The organism is Ruegeria sp. R14_0 (genome assembly GCF_017743975.1).
In the GTDB taxonomy this organism is placed as follows: domain Bacteria; phylum Pseudomonadota; class Alphaproteobacteria; order Rhodobacterales; family Rhodobacteraceae; genus Ruegeria.
The window spans coordinates 280,366-303,041 of record NZ_JAGHRC010000003.1 but is presented as its reverse complement, the minus strand read 5'-3'; the positions used below and the strand labels follow the sequence as shown (position 1 = coordinate 303,041).

The following is a 22,676-nucleotide window of genomic DNA, read 5'->3' as shown; positions in this document are numbered from 1 at the left end:
ATGCGACTTGCGACCCTTGTCACCAACACCGACTTTAGCGCCTTTGCAAAGGCGCGCCCGTTGGATGACGAAAAATTCGCCACTTTGATTACCGAAGTCCGCCCCGATTGGGAGGTCGAGGCTTTTTGGGTTTGCAAGGGAGAATTCCCCGACGACCTTTCGGAATATGACGGGGTGATGATCACCGGAAGCCCCGCGTCAGTCACCGAGAATGAGCCATGGATGCAGCAGCTTGAAGGGCTCATCAAAGACCTCACTGACCGTAAAGTTCCGATTTTTGGCGCATGTTTCGGGCATCAGATCATTGCAAAGACTCTGGGCGCACCAATTGTTCGAAATCCGGAAGGCTGGGCGCATGGCCGGATCGAAACCAATTGCGTCGCGCTTGCGCCTTGGTCGAACCATCGGAATGGATGGCAGCTGTATGGGTCGCATATCGAACAGGTCGGCGCTTTGCCCGATGGTGCTCAGCGAGTGTTTGAAAGCCCGGGTTGCCCAATCGCGGGCTATGCCATCGGGAACCATGTTTTCACCGTCCAGCATCACCCCGAAATGACCAAAGAGTTCATCGCGGACCTTGTCGAAGAATATGCCGATTATGTTGGCGAAGAAGTCACCCGCGTGGCGCGTGCATCGATTGAGCAAGGCCCTGCAGATCGCGTGGCATTTGCGAATGAAATTGCAGCATTCTTCGAGTACGGAGGGCGTTAAATGGGAACGATCACAAAAGCACTCGATCTTCTTTCGCATTTCGCCCGTGACCGGTCAGAAATCGGATTGGGAGAGTTTGTACGCCTTACCGGCCGTGACAAGGCGACGGTGCATCGCCATCTGACAGAGCTCGCGGAAAACGGGTTTCTTGAACAACACCCCGATACACGCGCGTATCGGCTTGGACCGGCGCTGCTCAGGCTTTCTGCCCTGCGTGAGACGCTTTTCCCGGTACGAAAACTCTTGCAGCCAATCGTGTTCGAGCTGTCCGAAGCCGTGGGCGAACTGGCCCATGCCAGCCTGCTGCAAGGCGACGCATTGTCCCCGGTGGTCCACTTCGACCCCAGTCTTCACGGCATTCAGGTGAATTTCGACATCTCCGAGATGTTGCCGCTGCATGCAACGTCATCCGGCCTTGCGGCCTTGGCTTTTTGTCCCGACGAATGGCAGACACGCGTCATGAGCCGGCCGCTTGCCAGATACACGGATCAGACGATTTCTGACCCCGCAGTTCTGAAAGGCAAAATCGACAATGTGCGCCGGTTCGGCGTTGCCACGGTAACCGGTGGATTTGACGAGGGCGTAACCTCGGTTGGTGTGCCTCTGTTCGGAGAGGGCGGGCGTGTTCTTGGGTCATTGGCCGTTGCCGTTCCAAGTGTACGCGCCAAGCCGGAGAAACTGCGCGACATCGCACTGAAGCTTTTGAAAGAGGCCAAACGCGCCTCAACTGCCCTGGGTGGCACGTTCCCCCGCGACTTCGATGACTTGCCGCTGCAATGGGGCGACGAAACCATGACACAACAGGTGATCTCATGAAGGACAGCAATTTCCTCAAAGAAAACAATGCACGCCACCTGTGGCATCCGATGGCTCACCCTGCCGACAGCCTTGCGAACCCGCCCGAGATTATCGTCGGCGGCGAAGGTGTTTGTATCACCGATGTCGATGGCCACTCAGTTGTGGACGGGGTAGGCGGCCTGTGGAACGTAAATCTGGGCTACTCGTGCCAGCCAGTGAAAGATGCCATTTCGGAACAGTTGAACCGGCTGCCTTATTATTCAATTTTCCGCGGAACGACCAACGATCTGGTGATCGAGCTCAGCTGGATGCTGCGTGAGTTCTTTGCACCGGATGGGTTGTCGCGCGCGTTTTTTACGTCTGGAGGGTCAGACGGCGTAGAGATCGCTCTGCGCCTTGCGCGGCAGTATCACAAAGTGCGGGGCGAAGCTGGGCGGGTGAAGTTTCTGAGCCTCAAGAAAGGCTACCACGGAACGCATACGCTGGGCGCATCGGTAAACGGAAACTCGAACTTCCGGACGCAATACGAACCGCTGATGCCCGGCTGCCATCATATTCCTTCGCCGTACACCTATCGAAACCCGTTTGGTGAAACCGACCCGGAAAAGCTGGCGCAACTGTGTCTTGCGGCGCTGGAGGATGAGATCAAGTTCCAGGATCCCTCGACCATTGCGGCGATGATCATGGAGCCTGTCTTGGGCGCAGGTGGGGTGATCCCCCCGCACGAAAGCTTCATGCCCGGAGTCCGCGAGATCTGTTCCAAGCACGGAATTCTGCTGATCGCGGATGAAGTGATTACGGCCTACGGGCGGACCGGCGCGTGGAGCGGGTCGCGACGTTTTGGGGTAAAGCCGGACATGGCCGTGACGGCCAAGGCGATCACAAACGGATACTTCCCGTTCGGCGCGGTGATGATCAGCGATGCTGTCTCGGACGTTTTCGAAAATGACACCTCCGGCAAGGCCGCAATCGGGTCGGGGTACACCTATTCCGGACATCCGGTTGGCGCCGCGGCCGCGATTGCGTGCCTGAAAGAAACGCAGCGCTTGAACGTCAAAGACAATGCCGCAGCGCGCGGTGAGCAACTGCATGCTGGCCTTAAGAGACTGGGTGAGAAGTACGATCTGGTCGGTGACGTGCGCGGCGGATATGGTCTGATGTGTGCGTTAGAGCTTGTTTCCGATCGGGGCACCAAGGCCCCGATCGACAAAGCGACGATCGGTAAGGTGCAGAAAACGGCTTATGACGCCGGTGCCATGGTGCGTGTGTCGGGTAACAACATCATTCTCTCTCCGCCTCTGGTTCTGAGCGAGGATGACGTGAACACGCTTCTCACGTCTTTGGACAAAGGCCTGGGGTCGGTGTGATCCCCTAAGTATCCTGGCTTTGGTCGTCGAGACCCAACGCAAGCTTTTGCAACAAGGCGACGAGAGTGTCGTGGTCTTCGTCTCCGAGGATGTCGCGGTAATATGCCGCGATGTCCGATGCCTCGGCCAAATGGGTGTCGATGATTGCCTGGCCAGAGGCCGTGATTGAGATGTACTGACGGCGGCGGTCGTTTTGGTCGGCCTCGCGGGACACCAGCCCTGAGTTTTCCATCGACTGAATGATCCGGCTGAGGCTGGGCGACATGAGTGCGGCGCGATTGGCCAGCATACCGGCGTCTGTCCTCCCGTTCTCACTCAGGACACGTAAAACGCGCCATTGCTGCTCTGTAATGCCGGCTTTCTGCAGCATCTTGCGGATGGGTGCCATGACCGCCTCGCGCGCGCGGATCAGCGACACCGGAAGGGACTGCGTCGTTGTGGGAAGGGTGGTGGCATTTTGGATTTGTGGCGCGTCTGGCAAGGAACCAACCTCAATTTACATCACATGTTAAATAAATTGATTGACTCGATGCCGCAACATCCGATAGCAATAATATTAATTAACATCGCAAGTAATGATGGGTAGGGCCATGCCGCACATCCATATCGAATACTCCGGAAACCTTGAGCACGTGGTGGATATGGCCGGGCTGTGCGATGCGATCAGGCAATCTGCTACTGAGTTGGACGCATTGCCCATGGCGGGATTGCGCGTGCGCGCGACACGCGTTGATCACTATTCGATTGCTGATGGCGACGCCAAACACGGGTTCGTGGATGTTTCGGTGCGCCTGCGTGAGGGCAGGAGCGACGCGGTCAAGCAGGAAGTCATCACGCAGCTGTTTGAGACCGCCCGCAGTTTTCTTGCCCCCGTAATGAAAACGCATTCGATCGCACTGTCGTCCGAGTTGCGTGAAATCGATGCAAAGCTTTCCCCGAAATGCGGCACAATCCGCGATCATCTGGAGGAACCGAAATGAGTACATTGGAGCAGAACATTGAAAAGCTGCACGGGCTGCTGGCGCGTTTTCAGGAAGACGGAATAAAGAACCGTATTGCGGGCGAAAACCGGGAAGGGGCCGCGGGTCGGTTTTTGAATACGTCACCTGTCGACAAAAGCGTAATTTGCGAGGTGGCCCAAGGTAACTCGGACGACATCGACGCTGCAGCCAATGCTGCAGCTGACGCCTTTGCGGACTGGCGTGACATGCCGGCAAACGAGCGGCGCAAGATCCTGATCCGTGTGGCCGAGGCAATCGAGGCGCGGGCCGAAGAAATCGCCCTTTGCGAATGTTGGGATACTGGCCAGGCGTTGAAATTCATGTCCAAGGCGGCGCTGCGCGGGGCCGAGAACTTTCGGTACTTTGCGGATCAGGTCGTGCAGGCGCGGGATGGTCAGCATTTGAAATCGCCGACACTGATGAATATCACAACCCGCGTTCCTATTGGGCCTGTTGGCGTAATTACCCCCTGGAACACGCCGTTTATGCTGTCCACATGGAAAATCGCGCCCGCGCTGGCGGCTGGGTGCACGGTGGTTCACAAGCCAGCCGAGGCCAGCCCCCTCACAGCCCGTTTGCTGGTGGAAATCGCCGAAGAGGCTGGGCTGCCTAAAGGTGTTTTGAACACCGTGAACGGTTTCGGTGAAGATGCCGGTAAGGCTCTGTGCGAGCATCCAAAAATCCGCGCGATTGCGTTTGTGGGCGAAAGCCGCACGGGCAGCCTGATCACCAAGCAGGGGGCAGATACGCTCAAGCGCAACCATCTTGAATTGGGCGGCAAGAACCCGGTTATTGTGTTCGATGATGCCGATTTGGACCGCGCTCTGGATGCCGTGATTTTCATGATCTACTCGATCAACGGTGAACGCTGCACATCCTCTTCGCGTCTGCTGGTTCAGGACACCATCAAGGAGGCGTTCGAGGCCAAGCTGGTCGAGCGGGTGAACAAGATCAAGGTCGGTCATCCCTTGGACCCGGCGACCGAGATCGGACCATTGGTGACCGAGGAGCACTTTAACAAGGTCACAAGCTATTTCGACATCGCAAAAGAAGATGGCGCAACCATAGCCGCAGGTGGGATGACGGTAGGGGACGAGGGCTACTTCGTTCGTCCAACGCTGTTTACCAATGCCAACAACCAGATGCGCATTGCGCGCGAAGAGATTTTTGGCCCGGTTTTGACTGCAATTCCGTTCTCGACCGAAGAGGAAGCGCTGCAGATAGCCAACGACACGCCCTATGGTCTGACCGGATACGTGTGGACGAATGACCTGACGCGCGCCCTGCGCTTTACGGATCGGCTGGAGGCGGGAATGATCTGGGTCAACTCGGAAAACGTCCGCCACTTGCCGACACCATTCGGCGGTGTCAAAGCGTCTGGCATTGGGCGGGACGGCGGCGATTGGTCGTTCGAGTTCTATATGGAGCAAAAGCACATCGGTTTCGCCACCGGTCAGCACAAGATCACTCAGCTGGGCAAATGATTTGGGGAAACCGGTGCCGAAATCGGGCCGGGTATCCTATACTCAGCCCGTGAAATCCGGGCTATCCCCATCGCAATAAGGAGGAACTGTCATGGGAAAGATCGTACAGGCTGCGAAAATCACGCATGTGCCTAGCATCTGGATGTCCCATACGATGCCAAAATACAAAGGCATCCGGCAACCCGCCATCGATGGGTATGCGCGCCTGCGTCAGGATGCGATTGATCGCAAAGTAGATACGTTTGTTGTGTTCGATACGCACTGGATCACCAATCAGGGTTTCCATTTGAATACGAAAGCGCACCACAAGGGGCGCTTCATCAGTCATGAGTTGCCGCACATGCTGGCGGATATGGAATTCGACTATCAAGGCGATCAGGAACTGGGCGAAACCATTCTCGACGTTCTGCGCGAGCGAGGGGAACGGGCCTTGGGTCATTCGCATCCCGACATGGGCATGGAGTATGGCACGCTGCTGCCGATGCACTTCATCAATGACGGGGTGAACGCGCGGGTGCTGCCTGTTGCGGTCAACCAGTTCTCGTCAATTCAGGAAAACCGTGTTTGGGGCGAGGCCATCGCCGAAGGCATCCGGCGCTCGGGTCGTAACGTCTCGATCCTGGCATCTGGCTCGCTGAGCCATGATTTCACGCCAAACGAACGCTCGGTCGATGGGCTGAATGCCGTAAATGGTGAGTTCAATCGCCAGATGGACCTGAGAGTTATAGAACTTTGGGAACAAGGGCGGTTTGAAGAATTCCTGGAGCTTCTTCCTGATTACGCCAAAAAATGCACAGGAGAATGCGCGATGAACGACACGGCGCTGTTGTTCGGCGCGCTTGGGTGGGGCAGCTACAAGGGCGAGATCGATATCTATACCCCCTACTTTGGCAGCTCGGGAACGGGTCAGGCAAACATCAGCTTTTCGGTCTGAATCCGGCGCAACTCAACACACTTACTTGCACACAATCCGCGACGATCAATCCTGATCGAAGATTGCGGTAGAAGAAAGCGAACGCATGGACTGGGACGAATTTGCACAGTGGGGGCAGCAGATCTCCAAATGGGCTGCCGACTATCACCAAACCCTGTCAGAACGCCCGGTTCGGGCGCAAACTGCACCGGGGGACATTTCCAGTCAGCTTGAACCATCGCCACCGGAAACAGGACAGCCGATGGAAGCCATCATGGGTGACTTTGAGCGGATCGTCATGCCGGGGATGACGCATTGGCAGCATCCCCGTTTCTTCGCCTATTTTCCAGCTAACGCCGCACCGCCTTCAATGCTGGCAGAGATGCTGGTCACCACAATCGCTGCGCAATGCATGTTGTGGCAGACCTCGCCCGCCGCGACCGAAGTTGAAGGCGTAATGGTTGATTGGCTGCGTCAGGCACTTGGCCTGCCTGACGGTATGACCGGGGTCATTCAGGACAGCGCGTCCTCGGCGACGTTGTCGGCGGTCCTGACCATGCGCGAGCGTGCGACGGGCTTTACCGGCAATCGACAGGGGCTGAACGCCAAGGGGGCCTTGCGCATCTATTGCTCGGACCAGGTTCATTCGTCGATTGACCGGGCTTGCTGGGTTGCCGGTATCGGACAGGACAATCTGGTAAAGCTGCCTACGCACGGGCCGACATTCGCCATTGACCCCGACATGCTGGAGGCCGCAATCCAACGCGATATCGCGGGCGGGCACGTCCCCGCGGGGATCATCGCAATCACCGGGGGCACAGGTGTCGGTGCCTGTGATGATCTGGAGGCCGTAGCGGATATCGCTGCCAAGCACGACCTCTACACCCATCTGGACGCCGCCTGGGCCGGGTCCGCCATGATTTGTCCCGAATTCCGCGACGCTCTGTGGGCGGGGGCCGAGCGCTATGACAGTATCGTGTTTAATCCGCATAAATGGTTGGGGGCACAGTTTGATTGCGCGATCCAGTTTCTGAAGGACGCAACGCCGCAGCTCAACACCCTGAAAATTGAGCCTGAGTACCTGAAGACCACGGGGGCAGAAGTCACAAATTATTCCGAGTGGACGATCCCGCTGGGCCGCCGCTTCCGTGCGTTGAAAATCTGGTTTCTGTTGCGGTCCTATGGTCTCGACGGGCTGCGCGCGCGTATCCGAAACCACGTGACTTGGGCCAACGAAGTTGCTCAGAAAATTGAGGCAATGGAGGGGTTCGAGATCACGACCGCCCCGATCCTCAGCCTGTTTTCCTTCCGCTGCCCCGGCGATGATGAAATGCAGCAACAGTTGGTGGACGCGCTGAACGATGACGGCAGGATTTACCTGACGCAGGGCATGTTCGACGGTCGCAAAATCATCCGCTTTCAGGTCGGGCAGTTCGATACAACACGGGATGACGTGCTGATGGCCGCAGATGTCATTCATGAGGTTTGGGAGACGCTTGCATGAAGTTTGCAACCTATGCCACTGATGGAAAAACGTTTTTCGGAGCAATCACCGATAGCGGTGCAATTGCGCTGAATGAGGTCTTCTCTGAACACGCCAGCCTCTATGAGGTGATCGCCGCCGGCGCCTTCGACCAGTTGGTCCGCGCAGCCGAAGGAAAACCTGTCACACATACCGATTTCACCTATGAAATGGTGATGCCGGATGCGCGCCGTATCCTTTGTGTTGGTGTGAATTTCCCGGATCGGAATGCGGAATATAAAGATGGCAGCGCGCAGCCAAAGTTCATGTCACTGTTCCCACGCTTTGCCAGTGGCTTCACAGGGCATAACCGTCCGTTGATCCGTCCGCCGGAAAACCACACGCTGGACTATGAAGGAGAGGTGGCCATCGTGATCGGCAAGTCCGGCCGCAGGATTTCGCAAGCGGACGCGTATGACCATATTGCGGCGCTGACCCTGTGCAACGAAGGTACAATTCGTGATTGGGTTCGACATGCAAAGTTCAACGTAACCCAAGGCAAAAACTGGGATAATTCCGGTGCGATCGGCCCGTGGCTGGTGCCGTTTACCGACGCAGCGCAATTGGATGACGCGCGCATTCAGACCCACGTGAATGGCGAGCTGCGGCAGGACGATACCCTGAACCGAATGATGTTCCCGATCAGGCGCGAGATTGAGTATATCTCGACCTTCATGACGCTGCAGCCGGGGGACATCATTGTCACCGGAACACCCACCGGCGCAGGTGCGCGGTTTGATCCGCCAAAGTATCTTGCCCCGGGTGACGTTGTTGAAGTCTCGGTCGACGGTATTGGTACGCTGCGCAACACGGTCGAGGATGAACAGCCATGACGCCCGAAGATCACGCCCACGCCGCGGCCGATCTGCTGCAGGCAGAACGCACGGGACAGCAGATCGGTCTGCTGAGCCTGCGCCACCCTGAGATCGGGATGGATGACGCATATGCCGTGCAAAATGCGATCTACCGGCAAAAGCTGGCGGAAGGGCGCAAGGTCATAGGCTGGAAAATCGGCTTGACCTCCAAGGCGATGCAATGTGCGCTCAATATCGACATTCCCGACAGTGGTATCCTGTTCGATGACATGGCGTTCGGGAATGGCGGTACAGTCCCTGCTGGTCGCTTCATACAGCCACGGATTGAGGCCGAGATTGCGTTCATTATGAAGTCCTCCGTCGGGGGCCAAAACGTCACGCGCGAAGACGTGATTGCCGCCACTGACTATGTCGCGCCCTCCATCGAAATTCTGGACACCCGCATTCAGCGTATAGACCCCGAAAGTGGCAAGGCGCGCACCGTCTACGATACAATCAGCGACAATGCCGCCAATGCTGGCATCGTTTTGGGCACAGAACGCCACGCGGTCGACGCCTTCGATCTGCGCTGGGTAGGCGCGCTGACTTTCCGCAATGGTGAGATCGAAGAGACCGGTCTGGGCGCGGGTGTATTGAACGACCCGATCGAAAGCGTCGTCTGGCTGGCCCGTCGCATGGCACAATATGGCCAAAGCATCGAACCCGGGCAGATCATCCTGTCTGGTAGTTTTATCCGCCCCGTCGAATGCCCGCCCGGCACAGAAATCCACGCAGATTTTGGGCCATTCGGCTCGGTCGATATCAATTTTGCCTGAAAGGAGCGTCGCATATGCCCGCGCCAAAGAATTCATTTAAAGCAGCGCTTACGGCCGGGCATCCGCAGATCGGTTGCTGGATCGGAATGGCCAACGCCTATACCGCCGAGATCGCCGCGACTGCGGATTTTGACTGGCTGTTGGTCGATGGTGAACACGCACCAAACGATCTCCGCTCGATCCTTGAACAGGTGCGGGTGATCGAAGGGTCGGGTAGTGCTGCAGTTGCGCGCCTGCCGATTGGCGAGACCTGGATGATCAAGCAATACTTGGACGCCGGGATTCAAAGCATTCTTGTTCCAATGGTGGAAAGCGGTGATCAGGCGCGGCAACTGGTGCGAGCTGTGCGGTATCCGCCTCATGGGGTCCGGGGTGTGGGCTCATCCCTGGCGCGCGCATCCCGGTTCGCCGCCATTCCTGATTACCTGAAAACGGCAGACGAGCAGATTTGCCTTTTGGTTCAGGTGGAAAATCGTCTTGGACTGGCGGCTTTGGATGACATTTTGACCACGGATGTGGATGGCGTTTTCGTCGGACCGGCAGACTTGGCAGCGGACATGGGACATATCGGAAATGCGGGACACCCCGAAGTCGTTGAGGCGGTTTTGGACGCGCTGCAACGTATCGTTGCGGCGGGCAAGGCGGCGGGCATCCTGACGCTCGATCCGGTAATGCAGCGCAAGTGTCTGGACCTGGGGGTGACATTTCTGGCCACCGATATCGACGTCACGTTGTTTGCAAAGGCGATACGGCAGGCTGCACAAACAGCATTGAGCTTGCTGCCGGAACAGGTCGCATCCGACGCCGCCGAGACCTCCGGGTGATTTAACAAAGTGGCAAGAGGTGATCGAAGCGCACTTAACCCGCTTTGCCTTTCGGGAAGATTTTGAGATCGAGTGGACCCAATAACCGGCCCATTGCGTGATGTGACACGAGGAGATGATGTCAGAACCAATCTACGCAATCGGTGATATCCACGGCCAGTTGGATATGCTGCAAGATGCACTGGCGCGGATCGAGCGCGACGGTGGCCCAGACGCCAAGGTGGTTTTTATTGGCGACTACACTGATCGAGGTGCCCATAGCCGAGACGTTCTTGACCTTCTGATCCAAGGCCAAGCCGAGGGCAAAAACTGGACCTTTCTCCGTGGGAACCACGACCAGATGTACGCGATGTTCCTAGAGGACTATCCGCGCAACGATGCCCGCCTGCTCGTCGGCTATCACTGGCTTCATCCTCGGATTGGCGGTGTTGAGACGTTGAAGTCCTACGGGGTAGAGGTCGAGGACGGAGATCGGATTTATCAGGTTCACGCGCAAGCCAAACAGGTCGTACCGCAGGCGCATCTGGACTTTATGAGCAATCTGCAGTCCTTCCACCTGACCGGGGACGTGTTACTTGTCCACGCGGGTATTCGACCGGGAATTCCTTTGGACCAACAAGACCGCGATGATCTGATCTGGATACGCGGGGAGTTTTTGGATCATGAAGGTGAGTATCCTTGGCTGATCGTACACGGGCACAGCCACGTGCCGGCGCCAGAACATCATGGTAATCGGGTCAATATTGATACCGGAGCAGGATATGGGCACGCGCTGACCGCAGTGGTATTGGAAGGAACTCAGTGTTGGACGCTAGATGCGCAGGGTCGCAAGCTGCTTGCGCCCTGACTGGTTTCGAAAGCCTTGCTTTGCGGATTGGATCAAGAGACGGATCGGGATGCGAAATGTACCCGGACATGATCCCGGCCGATAAATTCTGATAGAGCACAGAAAACAGATCGAAGTTTGGTCTGGGGCGCTCGAAAAAAACAAATCGTTGCAGATGAAACCATACTGAATTACCTTTGAACGAGTATGCAGCTAGATTCATTTTTCCCATACCGATTGGCTGTGGCGTCTGAAGCTTTCTCAAGAAATCTAACGGACGTCTATGAGCGTGAACTGGGTCTGTCGCGAGAGGAATGGCGGTTGTTGTTCTTGCTCGCAAACGCAGAGAGTATGACGTCGTTGGACGTGGCCCATCGGACAACTTTGGACAAAGTACAAGTCAGCCGGGCTGCAAAGCGCCTTGATGACAAGGGACTTATCGTTCGCGAGATCTCGGGCGAGGACCGCAGGATCCGTGTCTATCGTTGTACGCCCGAAGGGGTGCGCCAGTTTCAGCATTTGCAGCCAAAGGTTCAGGAACGCGCCAACCGCATGCTTGATGCGATGGCCCCCGAAGATCGTGAAGCGTTGGAGCAAGGTATTTCGGCGCTATTGAAAGTCGCTAAGACCAGCTAGTCGGTTGTGCATTGGGAAAGTTGACCTCAGCCCAAGGTGCTGATGACGCTACAGGTGATGCGCTGTCCGCGGAGGGCCGGTGAATTCGCCAAATCCCAAACGAAAATTGTCGCCTCGGACCGCACCGCCAAAGGTGAGTGCCTCATTACCTTAAAGGAGGCCAGGCCGGGTTAACGAGCGGAATGTCTGTCGAGGCAGTGTGCGAACTTCTGACCCACGAAAGATAGAGTTCATGATTTGATTTTAGGTCGCATCAGGCTGGTTTTCAGGGCGTGCGTCGTTGAACGCTGAAAGGGAAAGAGCGCGCTCCTCGATTTCAAGTAGGCGAGGGAAGGGGGACATATCTACGCCCCAGCGATGCGCATTAAACAGCTGAGCAACAAGGCAGATATCGGCAAGGTCAGGACTGTCCGCAAAGCTGAAGGCCGTGCCTTTGGGCAACAATGCCTGATAGGCGGCAAACCCCTCGGCCATCCAATGGCGAAACCAGTCAAGCTGGCCGTCAGCTGTCAGCCCCTCATTGGCCTTGAGATATGACATGACCCTGAGGTTATTCACCGGGTGGATGTCCATCGCAATGGTCTGAGCCGCAGCCTGTACGCGAGCACGCTGCAGCGGGTCTGTTGGCAACAGCCGAGGCTCGGGCACCGTGGCGTCCAGATATTCGATGATCGCCAGCGACTGGGTCAAAAGCGTGCCATCCCCAAGGTCAAGTGTTGGAACGCCTTTGCCGGGGTTGAGGGCGGTGTAGTCGGGCCCTTTCTGCTCTCCGGCGACCAGGTTGATGGGGCAGATCTCATAGCTGAGCCCCTTGAGATTCAGGGCAATCCGAACCCGGTATGAGGTCGTAGAACGCCAATAAGAGTAGAGTTTCATGACCTTCCCCAATGGTCCTAGTGTTTCGCGTATATGCCGCGGCAAACGTGCCCCGCGCCGGATCGGATATCCGCCGCGGGCAGCGCATCAGGCGTTTTTGTTGAGCTCTTTTGCGTGCAGCCAATCGGCATGCTTGGGTGCTTTCTTGGTCTTTGACCAATCTTCGAGCATCAGCCATTTCACTTCGTCCATCCGTGCCAGCATGGCTTCTTCGTCAGGATCAGGGCAAGCCAGCTCGATCCGGTGGCCCGAGGGGTCGAAGAAATAGATCGAGTGAAAGATCGAATGGTCGGTCACGCCAAGGACTTCGACGCCGTTGGCCTCCAAGTGTTCCTTGAATTCAATCAGTGTGGCACGGTCTTTGACCTTGAAAGCGATGTGCTGCACCCAGATCGGCGTATTCGGGTCGCGCCCCATCTCGGGCTTGGTCGGCAGTTCAAAAAACGCCAGAACGTTACCGTCGCCCGCATCCAGGAACAGATGCATGTAGGGGTCCGGCTCGTGGGTCGAGGGAACATGATCTTCGGCAATGGCGAGGATGAAATCCATGTTCAGCATCTTTCCATACCACTCAACGGTTTCCTTGGCGTCTTTGCAGCGATAGGCGACGTGGTGGATTTTCTCGATTTTCATCGTGTCCTCCTTTCTTGAGAGGCAAGATTTAAGGGGTCGCGCGGTTCACATCAGTCCCACTAACCAGAGCGATAGTGAGGGAACGAGGATCAGAAGCGTCAGCCGCACGATGTCAGCAATCCAGAAGGGCAGGACGCCTTTGAAAATTGTGGCCAGAGAAACGTCCTGAAGAACGCCTTTGAGCACGAAGACATTCATGCCGACCGGAGGTGTAATCAGGCTGATCTCGGTCGCAACGACGACGACGATGGCAAACCAGATCAGTGCGTTTTCCGGGTCGAGCAGCAGTTCGTTTGCAAACTCCAGCTCGAACATCAGCGGGTAGAAGACGGGCACTGTCAGCAAGATCATCGACAGGCTTTCCAGCACACAGCCGAGCACCAAATAGACCACAATGATGAACACGATCACGGCCCAGACCGGCATTTCGTTGTCGATCACAAAGCTGGACAACGCATCAGGTAGCCCGGCGAAGTTGATGAAATTGGTGAAGAGTTCCGCCCCGATGATGACCGCAAAGATCATCGCGGTCGCGCGGATGGAATCCATTGTTGCCGTGAAGAATGCGCTCCACGTCATGGTCCGCAAGGCCGCTGCGATCAGCACGGATGCACCTGCGCCCATACCCGCCGCCTCGGTCGGGGTGAAAAACCCGCCGTAGATCCCGGTCATGATGAACAGAAACAGGCCCAGCACGCAGAAGACACCAACCAGATCGGTTCGGCTCATTGGTTCGGTGTTCTCTTCTTCGGGTGCGAGGGCAGGGTTCACGCGAACTGCAACCATCACTGCGCCGAGATACAGCAGAACACCGATGATGCCCGGAATGATACCGGCGATGAACAATTTGGCGATGTTGGTTTCGGTCAGTAGCCCATAGATGATCAGGATGACCGAGGGTGGGATCAGAATGCCCAGCGTTCCTCCGGCAGCGATGGAGCCGGTCGCGAGCCGGTCATCATAGCCAAATTTGCGCATCGAGGGCATGGCGACCTTGGACATGGTTGCCGCTGTTGCCAGCGAGGACCCGCACACTGCAGAAAATCCACCGCAAGAGAACACCGACGCCATGGCCAAACCACCGCGCAGCCTGCCGAACAAGCGATCAGCGCCCGCAAAAAGGCCATGCGCGACACCAGATCCGGCCAAAACATTGCCCATGAAGATAAAGAGCGGAATGACTGACAGGCTGTAGGACAAAGCGGTATCGAACGCCACTTGGCCGGTCATCGCCCAGGCTGGTTCCCAGCCGCGCATATAGGCAAAGCCAAAGCCTCCGACTGCGGCCATGGCAAAGGCAATCGGCACCCGTAACAGGATCAGCCCAAGAAGGATTGCGAAACCGATGAGGGATTCAATCACGGTAAAGCCTCCGGAGCGGTCTTGTCGGCGTTACGTTCTTTCGGCGGCTGAAACCCGCGCAGAAAGGCAATGAAGGCGGAGACCATGCAGGACACGCCCGCCAGATAGCCAAAGGGCGCCAGCGGAATTTCTAGTGCGTTGCTAACGGCACCGTCGTGGGCCGCCTTGGCCGCATGGGTGAACAGGCGCCACGAGAAAGTGGCCAGAAGCGCCGCCGAAAAAAGCCCGGCAAAGGCCGAAAGCAGGCGCTGGGCATGTTTGCCGAGGGCCATGTTCAGCAAGTCAACTTCGACATGTTCCCGTCGTTCTGTCGTCAACGGAAGCGCAAGGAACACCAAAGCTGCCAACAGAATTTCAGTCAGTTCGAATGCACCGGTCAGAGGTGCATTCAGAAAGTAGCGCCCGATCACATCCACACAAGTGATCAGGATCAGACAAAACAGGATCAGAGCGGCACCCGCACCAAGTGATCTGTCTAGCAGCAGCCCGATATCCAGCCCCTCTTCCGGGGGCTGGTCGGGGAAACGATGGCGAAGCCGCTCCATGGATCAGAAGTCCACGCCTGCCTGCTTGCGCAGTTCTTCCAAAGCCGCCGCTCCGTCGTAACCATCTGCCGAGATGGCTTCGGACCAAGCGGTTTCGGCATCTGCTGCCTGGGATTTGATCGTGTCCAAAACAGCAGCCGGGGCTTCATAGACTTCGATCCCGGCTTTTTCTGCGGCTGCGTTGCCCTTCTCGTCCGCGCCGATCCAAGCTTCGCCAACCAGCGCGGCAAAAGCCTCACCAGAAATTGCTTCAATGGCGGCCTGGTCTTCTGCCGAGATCTCGTTCCACTTGTCCTCGTTCATCACCATGAACCAGGTGGTGTTATAGAGGCCCCCGGGCACCGTCATCGTGTATTTGACGTCCTCGGTCAGCTTGAAGGCGGCAAGCGCGTCGTAGGGGAAGGTCACCCCATCAATCACACCGCGAGACAGTTTCTCATAGACCTCGCCCGAGGACATGAAGAGCGTCGTCGAGCCCATGCCAGACATCAGATCGGAAATGTAGCCGCCCGGAACGCGGATCTTCAGACCAGCAAAATCATCTGCGGTTTCAATCTTGCGCACGTTGTTGTGCAGCATACCCGGGCCGTGCACGAATAGTCCCAGTAACTTGGTGCCTTCATGCTCTTTCTGCGCTTCCAAAGGACCGGAATACACGTTCCAGAACGCCTTGGAACCCGCCACAGCATCATCGCCAATGAATGAGAACTGGCCGATCCGCGAACGGGTGAAACGGTCATCCGTGGTGAAGGAATGCAGGCCGTACGTAATGTCGGCAATTCCATCGGCCGCCATATCATAGTGTGCGGGCGGCGGGCCAAGTGGCTTGGCCAGAACGCGGACAGTGACGCGACCGTCCGTAACCTCTTCAACCTGTTTTGCCCAGGGTTTGATCGCGCCTGTCACGATCGGGTGGCGTGGCGGCAGCCAGCTGGACAGGGCCAGCGTCGTCTCGGCCATCGAGGCCGATGCAAACGAGATAGCGATGGCCGTAGCACCAACACATGCAAGGGCACGGGCCTTAAATTTCAGTTTCATGGTATCCTCCCTAGATGGATTAATTCGCGGCAGTTTTGATCGCCTCGCTCAGAACCGAGCGGTTGCCGATATGGTTGGCCAAAACCAGGACCAGGCGGGCGTTCAATGCATCGCTTTCGTCTTTCTCCAACCCCTCATGAGCGGCCAGAAGCTCAGCGTAGAAATCGTCGACGCCGTCGATGTTCGGGGTCAAGATCAAGTCAGTCATGGGTGTTACTCCTTACCGACAGCGCGTCGGATGGATGCGCGGATTGAGTTCTCGTCAAAGCTGGGGCGGCGGGCTGCCACGTGCTGATCCGGACGGATCAGGTAAACAGCGCTGTCGGCTTCACCCAGATACCGTTTTTTCAGCGCACCGGTTTTGTCGTCCTTGACCGACAGGGCGAGGCGCGTGACTTTAATGCCGTCTTCTTCGATCATATCGGGCGCATCTGCATCGATGGTCATCAAGACGAATTTGTCGCCAAGTCTGGACAGAAGGAAATCACCACCTAGCGGAGCATCCGGGCAGACCGAACCGGGACGAGATCGCGACGGGCCATCCAACGCATCCGCCGAGTTGAGCGGTGAGCCATCATAGGTACAGGGGACCGACAACCGACCTGAGTTCACCATCGGGCGCGCAAACTCATACTTTTGCGACAAGCACAGAACGGCATCGCGCAACGTGCGGCTTGCATCGGTTTTCGGAGTGATGAAATCGGTGGACCGGGTCGAATTCAGAATGTTTTCGTCCGCTCCGTGGATACGTTCGGCGTCGTAAGTCTCCAACAGGCTTTCGGGGGCTTCGCCCCGAATGACCATGCCCAACTTCCAACCAAGGTTATCGACATCCTGCATGCCCGAATTTGCGCCGCGCGCGCCAAATGGGGACACCTGATGGGCTGCGTCGCCCGCAAAGAACACGCGGCCGTGTCGGAAGCTGTCCATGCGCTTGCATTGGAATGTGTAGATGGATGACCAGACCAAGTCATATTCAACCCCGTCCCCCAAGAATGCGTCGAGGCGGCGGCGAATGTTTTCTTCCTTCATCTCTTCGGTGCGGTCGACATCCCATCCGATCTGGAAATCCACGCGCCAAACGTCATCTGGTTGCTTGTGCAGCAGGGTAGAGGCCCCCGATCCGTGCGACGGTTCGAACCAGAACCAGCGTTCCGTCGGGAAGGTGTCGTTTTTCATCTTGATGTCGGCAATCAGGAAACTGTCCTGAAAGACTTTGCCCGTGAAATTAAGGTCCAACATCGTCCGCAGAGGTGAGGACGCTCCATCGCAGCCGATCAGCCAGTCTGCTTCAAGAGTGTAAGGGCCGTCCGGCGTCATGATCGACAGGGTGACGTGGTCGTCGTGAACCTCGACCGCATCCACACGGTTCTTGCCACGAATTTCGATCGGCGCGCCCTGTTTCTGCAGTTCTTCGAAACGATCCAGCTGGTAGCTTTCGAAATAGGGCTGCTGCATGTTGATGAAGGCGGGGTATTCGTGACCTTCTTCGGGCAAAAGGTTGAATTCGAATACCTGGTCATCCTTGTGAAAGACCTTGCCAAGGTTCCAGACGACGCCTTTGTCGACCATCGGTTTTCCGCATCCATAGCGGTCCGCAATCTCAAGGCAGCGCTTGGCGAAGCAAATGGCACGCGATCCCATGCCGACACCTTCGTGGTCATCCAGTACCAGTGTCGGAATGCCCTGACGCCCAAGGTCCAGCGCTGTGGCGACACCCACCGGGCCACCACCCATCACAACGACGGGATGACGCACCGGAGTCGCAGCATCCTGATCGGTCGACTTCTTGTAGGGATAACGCTTGTAGGCAAGCGTATATCGATCATCGAACATCTGTTTTGTCCTCTGGCTGCGCGCGTTTCGCTTTGGTTGGAAACCCGGCCGAGCAGCCGGGCCGACGCTTTTTACCCCTGCAGGGCCTCCCACATTTCCAAATCGCGCTGAGCGGTCCAGATGCGGGGAGTATCGATACCGCGCGCCTCGTCATAGGCGCGGGCGACGTTGAAGGGCAGGCAGTGTTCATAGATCGCGTAGCTGGCGAATTTGGGATCACACTCGGCCCGCACGGCATCCCATGCTTCTTTCAGGGACCCGCCGCGTGCCGCGACCTTGGCTGCGGGGCGGTAGGTGCTTTCGACAAAGTCACGCGTGTTTTCGATGGCAGCGTTGACCATGTCTTTGCCCACCAAAGCATCGCCTCGACCTGGCGCAATTGCGTCGACGTCAAACCACTTGATCTGATCCAGCGTATCGCCCCAGTCGCCAAAGTGCCCGTCGCCGCAATAGCAGGCGGAGTGATATTCCACGATGTCGCCAGTAAACATGACGTTCTGATCAGGCACATGGATGACGATATCGCCCGCGGTATGAGCGCGCCCCAGATGCATCAGATCGACCCGGCGGTTGCCCAGATAAACGGTCATTGTGTCGCTGAAGGTGGTGGTCGGCCAAGTCAGGCCGGGAATGCTCTCATGGCCTTCGAACAGGCGGGGAAAGCGCTGGAACTCGCTATCCCAGTCCTCTTTACCCCGTTCCACGACCATGGCGCGGGCCATGTCCGACATCAGGATCTGTTGCGCGCCAAAAGCGCTGGCACCCAGAACACGAACGGCATGGTAGTGGGTCAGGGCTACATGCGTAATCGGTTTGTCAGTAACAGAGCGCACACATTCGATCACCTTGTTGGCCAGGCGCGGGGTCGCTTGCGCTTCGACAATCATTACGCTGTCATCGCCAATGATCACGCCAGAATTCGGATCACCTTCGGCGGTAAAGGCGTAAAGACCATCGCCGACCTCGGTGAACGAGATTTTCTTTTCCGACATGTCCCCTTGGGACGCGAATGCCTTGGCCATGAGTGCCCTCCAAAGATGCGATGCAGTCGGAGCAATGTCGACTGGTTCGTTACATTTGCAACAATATCGTTTCATCTGCAACGAAAGTCAACGGAAAGGTTTGTCGCACTGATTCTGAATAGGGGCTGAACGACTGGGCGTCGAACGTAGGTTACGACATGCCGGACTCAGCTGGAAAACTTCAATCGCAGCGTATGAAACCCTCAAAGCCGATGCCTTGCGCGAGCTGTTGCTGCTGCCAGTAGATTTTCCTTGCTAATTTTGGAACGTTCCACTACACGTTTGGAACGTTCCAAAATCTGGGTGGGAAAATGAACTGGGTCTTTGTTGGGGCAAGCACGATAGCTTCGCAGTATATGTTGGATGCTGTGCGTCAGCAGGTCGGCAATGACGTCACCTGGGTGGTAAGCAATTCGCCGGACCGGGTGCAGGTCTGGGCCAAGGAGCATGGCATTCCAAATGCTACAACCGATCTGAGCGCGGCACTTTCGGATCCAGACGTGCAGGCGGTCTACATCTCTTCGACCAACGAAAAGCACCATTCTCAGGCTATGGCGGCGATCGCGGCGGGCAAACATGTGCTGTGCGAAAAGCCGCTTGGGATGACACAAGCTGAAGCGGCTGAAATGGTCCGTGCTGCCGAGGCGGTGGGCGTGGCTTTTGGGACAAACCACCACCTGCGGTGTTCGGGCAGCCATCGCACCATTCGTGACCTTATTGCGGGTGGGCGCGTCGGTGATGTTCTGTCCTTGCGAATTCACCATGCGGTGCATTTGCCGGGGAACCTGCAAGGCTGGCGGATCAATTCCGCAGACGCCGGCGGCGGCGTTATCCCGGACATCGTTGTACATGATGCAGATGTCACCCGTTTCCTGTTGAATGAAGACCCGGTCTCTGTGGTCGCGCAAATGACCAGCTCGGGCATGGGGCAGGGGGTCGAGGATTCGTGCATGTCCGTCTGGACGATGCCCTCTGGTGCGATGGTCATGACGCATGAAAGCTTTACGCACCCGTTTGCCGGGTCGGGCCTGCAGGTGCATGGAACCAAGGGGTCGATCTTTGCCGAGGGCGTGATGACGCAGCGCCCGGTCGGTCAGATCACATTGGTCACTGAGGAAGGGCGCGAGGAAATCCCGTTCTCGGATCACTCGCTTTATATCCAGGGCGTTTCCGAATTTGTTGCCGCGGCCGCAGGTCAAGGTCGCCCAGCAGCAGACGGACCTGACGGAGTGAAATCCTTGTCCGTCGCACTGAGCGTGCGCGAGGCCGCAGCATCCGGTCAGCGTATCAACGTAGATTATGGTGGCTTCTGATGGGCAAGCTTGTTTCCGTATCCGAGGCCGTATCTCACATCCCGGACAACGCGGTCGTCACCGTTTCGTCGTCCTCAGCGTTGGGCTGTCCTGACCTTGTTCTTAAGGCGCTGGGTGAGCGGTTTCGCAAAGAGGGTCATCCACGCAACATCACCACGCTTCACCCGATCGCCGCCGGGGATATGTATGGCGTGAAGGGGATGGACTATCTGGCGCAGGACGGATTGCTCAGCCGCGTCCTTGCCGGGTCGTACCCGTCGGGGCCGTCCAGCCTTGATATGCCGGAAATCTGGAAGATGATCGTTGAGGATCGGGTCGCCGCCTATAACGTGCCATCGGGCATTCTGTTCGACATGCACCGCGAGGCTGCAGCGCATCGCCCCGGTGTTCTGACGCAAGTTGGTCTTGAAACCTTCGTCGATCCGGTGCGTGAGGGGTGCGCAATGAACGCGCGCGGGTCTGCTGCGCCCATCGTGGCAAGAAAAGAATTCGATGGGCAGACCTGGCTCCACTTCCCAAATATCAACCCAAACGTCTGCGTCTTGCGCGCGACCACGGCAGATGAGTTCGGTAACCTGACCTACGAACACGAAGGCGCCTATCTGGGCGGGCTAGAGCAAGCGATCTGCGTCCGCAACCACGGTGGGATTGTGATTGCACAGGTTCAGCGGGTGACTGCCGAGGGCAGCTTGCGGCCTCATGATGTGCGCGTGCCGGGGCATCTGGTCGATCTGATCGTTGAAGATCCCGAGCAGATGCAAACGACCGAAACGTCTTACGACCCTGCGATCTCTGGCCAGATCATGCGCCCTTGGGACAGCTTTTCGCTGGCCGAGCATGGCGTCGAAAAGGTCATCGCCCGCCGCGCCGCGCAAGAGCTGCGCACCGGGATGAGCGCCAATCTGGGCTTTGGAATCAGCGCGATGGTGCCGCGCGTCTTGTTGGAAGAGGGGCACCCTCAGGCGGTGACATGGGCGATCGAGCAGGGCGCCGTTGGCGGCGTTCCATTGACCGGTTTTGCCTTTGGCTGCGCGTCCAACGCACATGCTTTCGTGCCGTCCCCGCAGCAATTTATCTACTTCCAGGGCGGCGGGTTCGACATGTCGTTCCTCTCGTTCCTCGAGGTCGATATCGAAGGCAACGTGAACGTCTCCAAGCTGGGTAAGAAGCCTTACCTGACAGCAGGATGCGGTGGGTTCGTCGATATTACGGCACGCGCCAAGAAGATCGTGTTTTCGGGCTGGTTCGAAGCCGGTGCCAAGATCGATCTGACGGATGACGGTATTCGCGTGAATGCGCCCGGCAAGTTCACCAAGATGGTAGATCAGGTTGAACACGTCACATTCTCGGGCCGTCGCGCCCGCGAAACTGGTCAGGATGTTCTCTATGTGACCGAGCGTTGCGTCATCCGTCTGACGGATCAGGGTTTGGTTGCGACGGAAATCATGCCCGGGATCGAGGCGCAGCGCGATATTGTCGATGCTTCGGGTGGTCGCGTCAAAGTCGCGGAAAACGCGGTTCAGATGCCCAAGTCCCTGTTCGCGGTCGGGCCGATGGGGATGACCTTGTGAGCAGTCTCGGGTTCCATACCGAGGGTGCGACCGCCGTCCTGACCTTGGACAACGTGTCCAAGCTGAATGCTCTGACCACGGACATGCTGGACGCGTTGGAGGCTCGCCTGCAAGAGGTCGAGCGTGACACGTCCATTCGCGCACTTGTTCTGACCGGCGCAGGGGAAAAAGCGTTCTGTTGCGGGGCCGATATCGGAGCATGGGGCGGCCTAAGCCCTGCCGAATTCGCGCGCCACTGGGTCCGGGACGGGCATCGAATCTTTGACCGTCTGGCACGGATCGGCAAGCCAACGATCGCTGCAATCAACGGACACGCGTTTGGTGGCGGGCTGGAACTGGCCAGTTGCTGTGACCTGCGTCTGATGACCCCGCGCGCCACGCTTGCCTTGCCCGAAGCTAAGGTCGGGATCGTTCCGGGCTGGTCCGGGACGCAGCGATTGACCCGTTTGATCTCTGAGGCTGCGGTGAAGGAGATGGCTCTATTCGGACGCCGGATCGGTGCCGACCGCGCGCTGGCTCTGGGCTATGCGACCGAGGTGACCGACGACGTTCTGGCGCGCGCGCTTGAGATCACTGCCGACCTGAGCGGCCTCTCGCCCCGCGCGACCGAAATCTCAAAAAACATGATCCATGCTGCGGTCGGTGAAGACACCCATGCCGTGGTCGAAGCCCTTGGCAGTGCGGCAATCGCCGCCTCGGCGGACCGCGAAGAAGGTGTCGCGGCGTTCATGGAAAAACGAAACCCCACATTTTCGGGCCTTTGACGAT

Annotated in this window: 24 protein-coding genes; 15 read left to right on the top strand and 9 right to left on the bottom strand. The window is 57.4% G+C overall.

Annotation, left to right across the window (positions count from 1 at the left end):
- Genes J7416_RS11245 through J7416_RS11235 form a run of 3 tightly spaced genes read left to right on the top strand, consistent with a single transcriptional unit; the run spans nucleotide 1 to nucleotide 2,876 of the window.
- Complete coding sequence (locus J7416_RS11245; RefSeq protein WP_209224856.1) at nucleotides 1-711, top strand: type 1 glutamine amidotransferase; 711 nt, start codon at nucleotides 1-3, stop codon at nucleotides 709-711.
- Nucleotides 712-1,527, top strand: a complete 816-nt coding sequence (locus J7416_RS11240; RefSeq protein WP_209224855.1) for an IclR family transcriptional regulator — start codon at nucleotides 712-714, stop codon at nucleotides 1,525-1,527.
- Nucleotides 1,524-2,876 (top strand): aminotransferase class III-fold pyridoxal phosphate-dependent enzyme, encoded by a 1,353-nt coding sequence (locus J7416_RS11235; RefSeq protein ID WP_209224854.1) that lies wholly within the window; start codon nucleotides 1,524-1,526, stop codon nucleotides 2,874-2,876. The genes J7416_RS11240 and J7416_RS11235 overlap by 4 nt, the downstream gene beginning before the upstream one ends.
- A gap of 4 nt (nucleotides 2,877-2,880) precedes the next feature.
- On the opposite strand, the gene hpaR is transcribed toward J7416_RS11235, so the two are convergent.
- Nucleotides 2,881-3,357: a homoprotocatechuate degradation operon regulator HpaR gene (gene hpaR, locus J7416_RS11230; RefSeq protein WP_247744242.1), complete on the bottom strand. Its 477-nt coding sequence runs from the start codon at nucleotides 3,355-3,357 to the stop codon at nucleotides 2,881-2,883.
- A 109-nt stretch (nucleotides 3,358-3,466) separates the two neighbouring features.
- On the opposite strand from hpaR, the gene J7416_RS11225 reads away from it, so the two are divergent.
- The 9 genes from J7416_RS11225 to J7416_RS11185 all read left to right on the top strand — a co-directional run bounded on the left by J7416_RS11225 (nucleotide 3,467) and on the right by J7416_RS11185 (nucleotide 11,712).
- Nucleotides 3,467-3,856, top strand: a complete 390-nt coding sequence (locus J7416_RS11225) for a 5-carboxymethyl-2-hydroxymuconate Delta-isomerase (protein ID WP_209224853.1) — start codon at nucleotides 3,467-3,469, stop codon at nucleotides 3,854-3,856.
- The gene (gene hpaE / locus J7416_RS11220; protein WP_209224852.1) at nucleotides 3,853-5,361 is read left to right on the top strand and encodes a 5-carboxymethyl-2-hydroxymuconate semialdehyde dehydrogenase; all 1,509 of its coding nucleotides are present in this window, start codon (nucleotides 3,853-3,855) and stop codon (nucleotides 5,359-5,361) included. The genes J7416_RS11225 and hpaE overlap by 4 nt, the downstream gene beginning before the upstream one ends.
- A 91-nt stretch (nucleotides 5,362-5,452) precedes the next feature.
- A complete protein-coding gene (gene hpaD, locus J7416_RS11215) occupies nucleotides 5,453-6,295 on the top strand; it encodes a 3,4-dihydroxyphenylacetate 2,3-dioxygenase (RefSeq protein WP_209224851.1) in 843 nt (280 codons plus the stop codon).
- An 85-nt stretch (nucleotides 6,296-6,380) separates the two neighbouring features.
- Entirely contained in the window at nucleotides 6,381-7,778 is a 1,398-nt protein-coding gene (locus tag J7416_RS11210) for a pyridoxal-dependent decarboxylase (RefSeq protein WP_209224850.1), read from the top strand.
- Nucleotides 7,775-8,629 (top strand): fumarylacetoacetate hydrolase family protein, encoded by an 855-nt coding sequence (locus J7416_RS11205; RefSeq protein ID WP_209224849.1) that lies wholly within the window; start codon nucleotides 7,775-7,777, stop codon nucleotides 8,627-8,629. Before J7416_RS11210 ends, J7416_RS11205 begins: the two co-directional genes overlap by 4 nt.
- Nucleotides 8,626-9,426 carry a 2-oxo-hept-4-ene-1,7-dioate hydratase gene (hpaH, locus tag J7416_RS11200; protein ID WP_209224848.1) on the top strand — a complete coding sequence of 267 codons (801 nt, stop codon included), beginning with the start codon at nucleotides 8,626-8,628 and terminating at the stop codon, nucleotides 9,424-9,426. Before J7416_RS11205 ends, hpaH begins: the two co-directional genes overlap by 4 nt.
- A 14-nt stretch (nucleotides 9,427-9,440) precedes the next feature.
- A complete protein-coding gene (locus tag J7416_RS11195) occupies nucleotides 9,441-10,250 on the top strand; it encodes an HpcH/HpaI aldolase/citrate lyase family protein (protein ID WP_209224847.1) in 810 nt (269 codons plus the stop codon).
- Nucleotides 10,251-10,368: 118 nt separating this feature from the next.
- The gene (locus tag J7416_RS11190; RefSeq protein WP_209224846.1) at nucleotides 10,369-11,097 is read left to right on the top strand and encodes a metallophosphoesterase family protein; all 729 of its coding nucleotides are present in this window, start codon (nucleotides 10,369-10,371) and stop codon (nucleotides 11,095-11,097) included.
- Nucleotides 11,098-11,283: 186 nt separating this feature from the next.
- Nucleotides 11,284-11,712 carry a MarR family transcriptional regulator gene (locus J7416_RS11185; protein ID WP_209224845.1) on the top strand — a complete coding sequence of 143 codons (429 nt, stop codon included), beginning with the start codon at nucleotides 11,284-11,286 and terminating at the stop codon, nucleotides 11,710-11,712.
- A gap of 243 nt (nucleotides 11,713-11,955) precedes the next feature.
- On the opposite strand, the gene maiA is transcribed toward J7416_RS11185, so the two are convergent.
- The 8 genes from maiA to J7416_RS11145 all read right to left on the bottom strand — a co-directional run bounded on the left by maiA (nucleotide 11,956) and on the right by J7416_RS11145 (nucleotide 19,024).
- Entirely contained in the window at nucleotides 11,956-12,588 is a 633-nt protein-coding gene (gene maiA / locus J7416_RS11180) for a maleylacetoacetate isomerase (protein WP_209224844.1), read from the bottom strand.
- An 87-nt stretch (nucleotides 12,589-12,675) separates the two neighbouring features.
- A complete protein-coding gene (locus J7416_RS11175) occupies nucleotides 12,676-13,221 on the bottom strand; it encodes a VOC family protein (RefSeq protein ID WP_170422358.1) in 546 nt (181 codons plus the stop codon).
- A 45-nt stretch (nucleotides 13,222-13,266) separates the two neighbouring features.
- A complete protein-coding gene (locus J7416_RS11170) occupies nucleotides 13,267-14,583 on the bottom strand; it encodes a TRAP transporter large permease (protein WP_209224843.1) in 1,317 nt (438 codons plus the stop codon).
- On the bottom strand, nucleotides 14,580-15,128 hold the full coding sequence (locus tag J7416_RS11165) for a TRAP transporter small permease (RefSeq protein ID WP_209224842.1): 549 nt from the start codon (nucleotides 15,126-15,128) through the stop codon (nucleotides 14,580-14,582). The genes J7416_RS11170 and J7416_RS11165 overlap by 4 nt, the downstream gene beginning before the upstream one ends.
- Nucleotides 15,129-15,131: 3 nt before the next feature.
- Entirely contained in the window at nucleotides 15,132-16,166 is a 1,035-nt protein-coding gene (locus J7416_RS11160; RefSeq protein WP_209224841.1) for a TRAP transporter substrate-binding protein, read from the bottom strand.
- Nucleotides 16,167-16,185: 19 nt separating this feature from the next.
- Nucleotides 16,186-16,374: a DUF2783 domain-containing protein gene (locus tag J7416_RS11155; RefSeq protein ID WP_170422352.1), complete on the bottom strand. Its 189-nt coding sequence runs from the start codon at nucleotides 16,372-16,374 to the stop codon at nucleotides 16,186-16,188.
- Nucleotides 16,375-16,379: 5 nt separating this feature from the next.
- Nucleotides 16,380-18,002, bottom strand: coding sequence for an FAD-dependent oxidoreductase (locus tag J7416_RS11150; protein ID WP_209224840.1), 1,623 nt, complete (start codon nucleotides 18,000-18,002; stop codon nucleotides 16,380-16,382).
- Nucleotides 18,003-18,073: 71 nt separating this feature from the next.
- Nucleotides 18,074-19,024: an MBL fold metallo-hydrolase gene (locus J7416_RS11145; protein ID WP_209224839.1), complete on the bottom strand. Its 951-nt coding sequence runs from the start codon at nucleotides 19,022-19,024 to the stop codon at nucleotides 18,074-18,076.
- Nucleotides 19,025-19,335: 311 nt separating this feature from the next.
- Between J7416_RS11145 and J7416_RS11140 the strand changes: the two genes are divergently transcribed.
- Genes J7416_RS11140 through J7416_RS11130 form a run of 3 tightly spaced genes read left to right on the top strand, consistent with a single transcriptional unit; the run spans nucleotide 19,336 to nucleotide 22,672 of the window.
- The gene (locus tag J7416_RS11140) at nucleotides 19,336-20,337 is read left to right on the top strand and encodes a Gfo/Idh/MocA family oxidoreductase (protein ID WP_209224838.1); all 1,002 of its coding nucleotides are present in this window, start codon (nucleotides 19,336-19,338) and stop codon (nucleotides 20,335-20,337) included.
- Nucleotides 20,337-21,908 (top strand): CoA-transferase, encoded by a 1,572-nt coding sequence (locus tag J7416_RS11135; RefSeq protein WP_209224837.1) that lies wholly within the window; start codon nucleotides 20,337-20,339, stop codon nucleotides 21,906-21,908. The genes J7416_RS11140 and J7416_RS11135 overlap by 1 nt, the downstream gene beginning before the upstream one ends.
- Entirely contained in the window at nucleotides 21,905-22,672 is a 768-nt protein-coding gene (locus J7416_RS11130; protein WP_209224836.1) for an enoyl-CoA hydratase/isomerase family protein, read from the top strand. The genes J7416_RS11135 and J7416_RS11130 overlap by 4 nt, the downstream gene beginning before the upstream one ends.
- The last annotated feature ends 4 nt before the right edge of the window (nucleotides 22,673-22,676 follow it).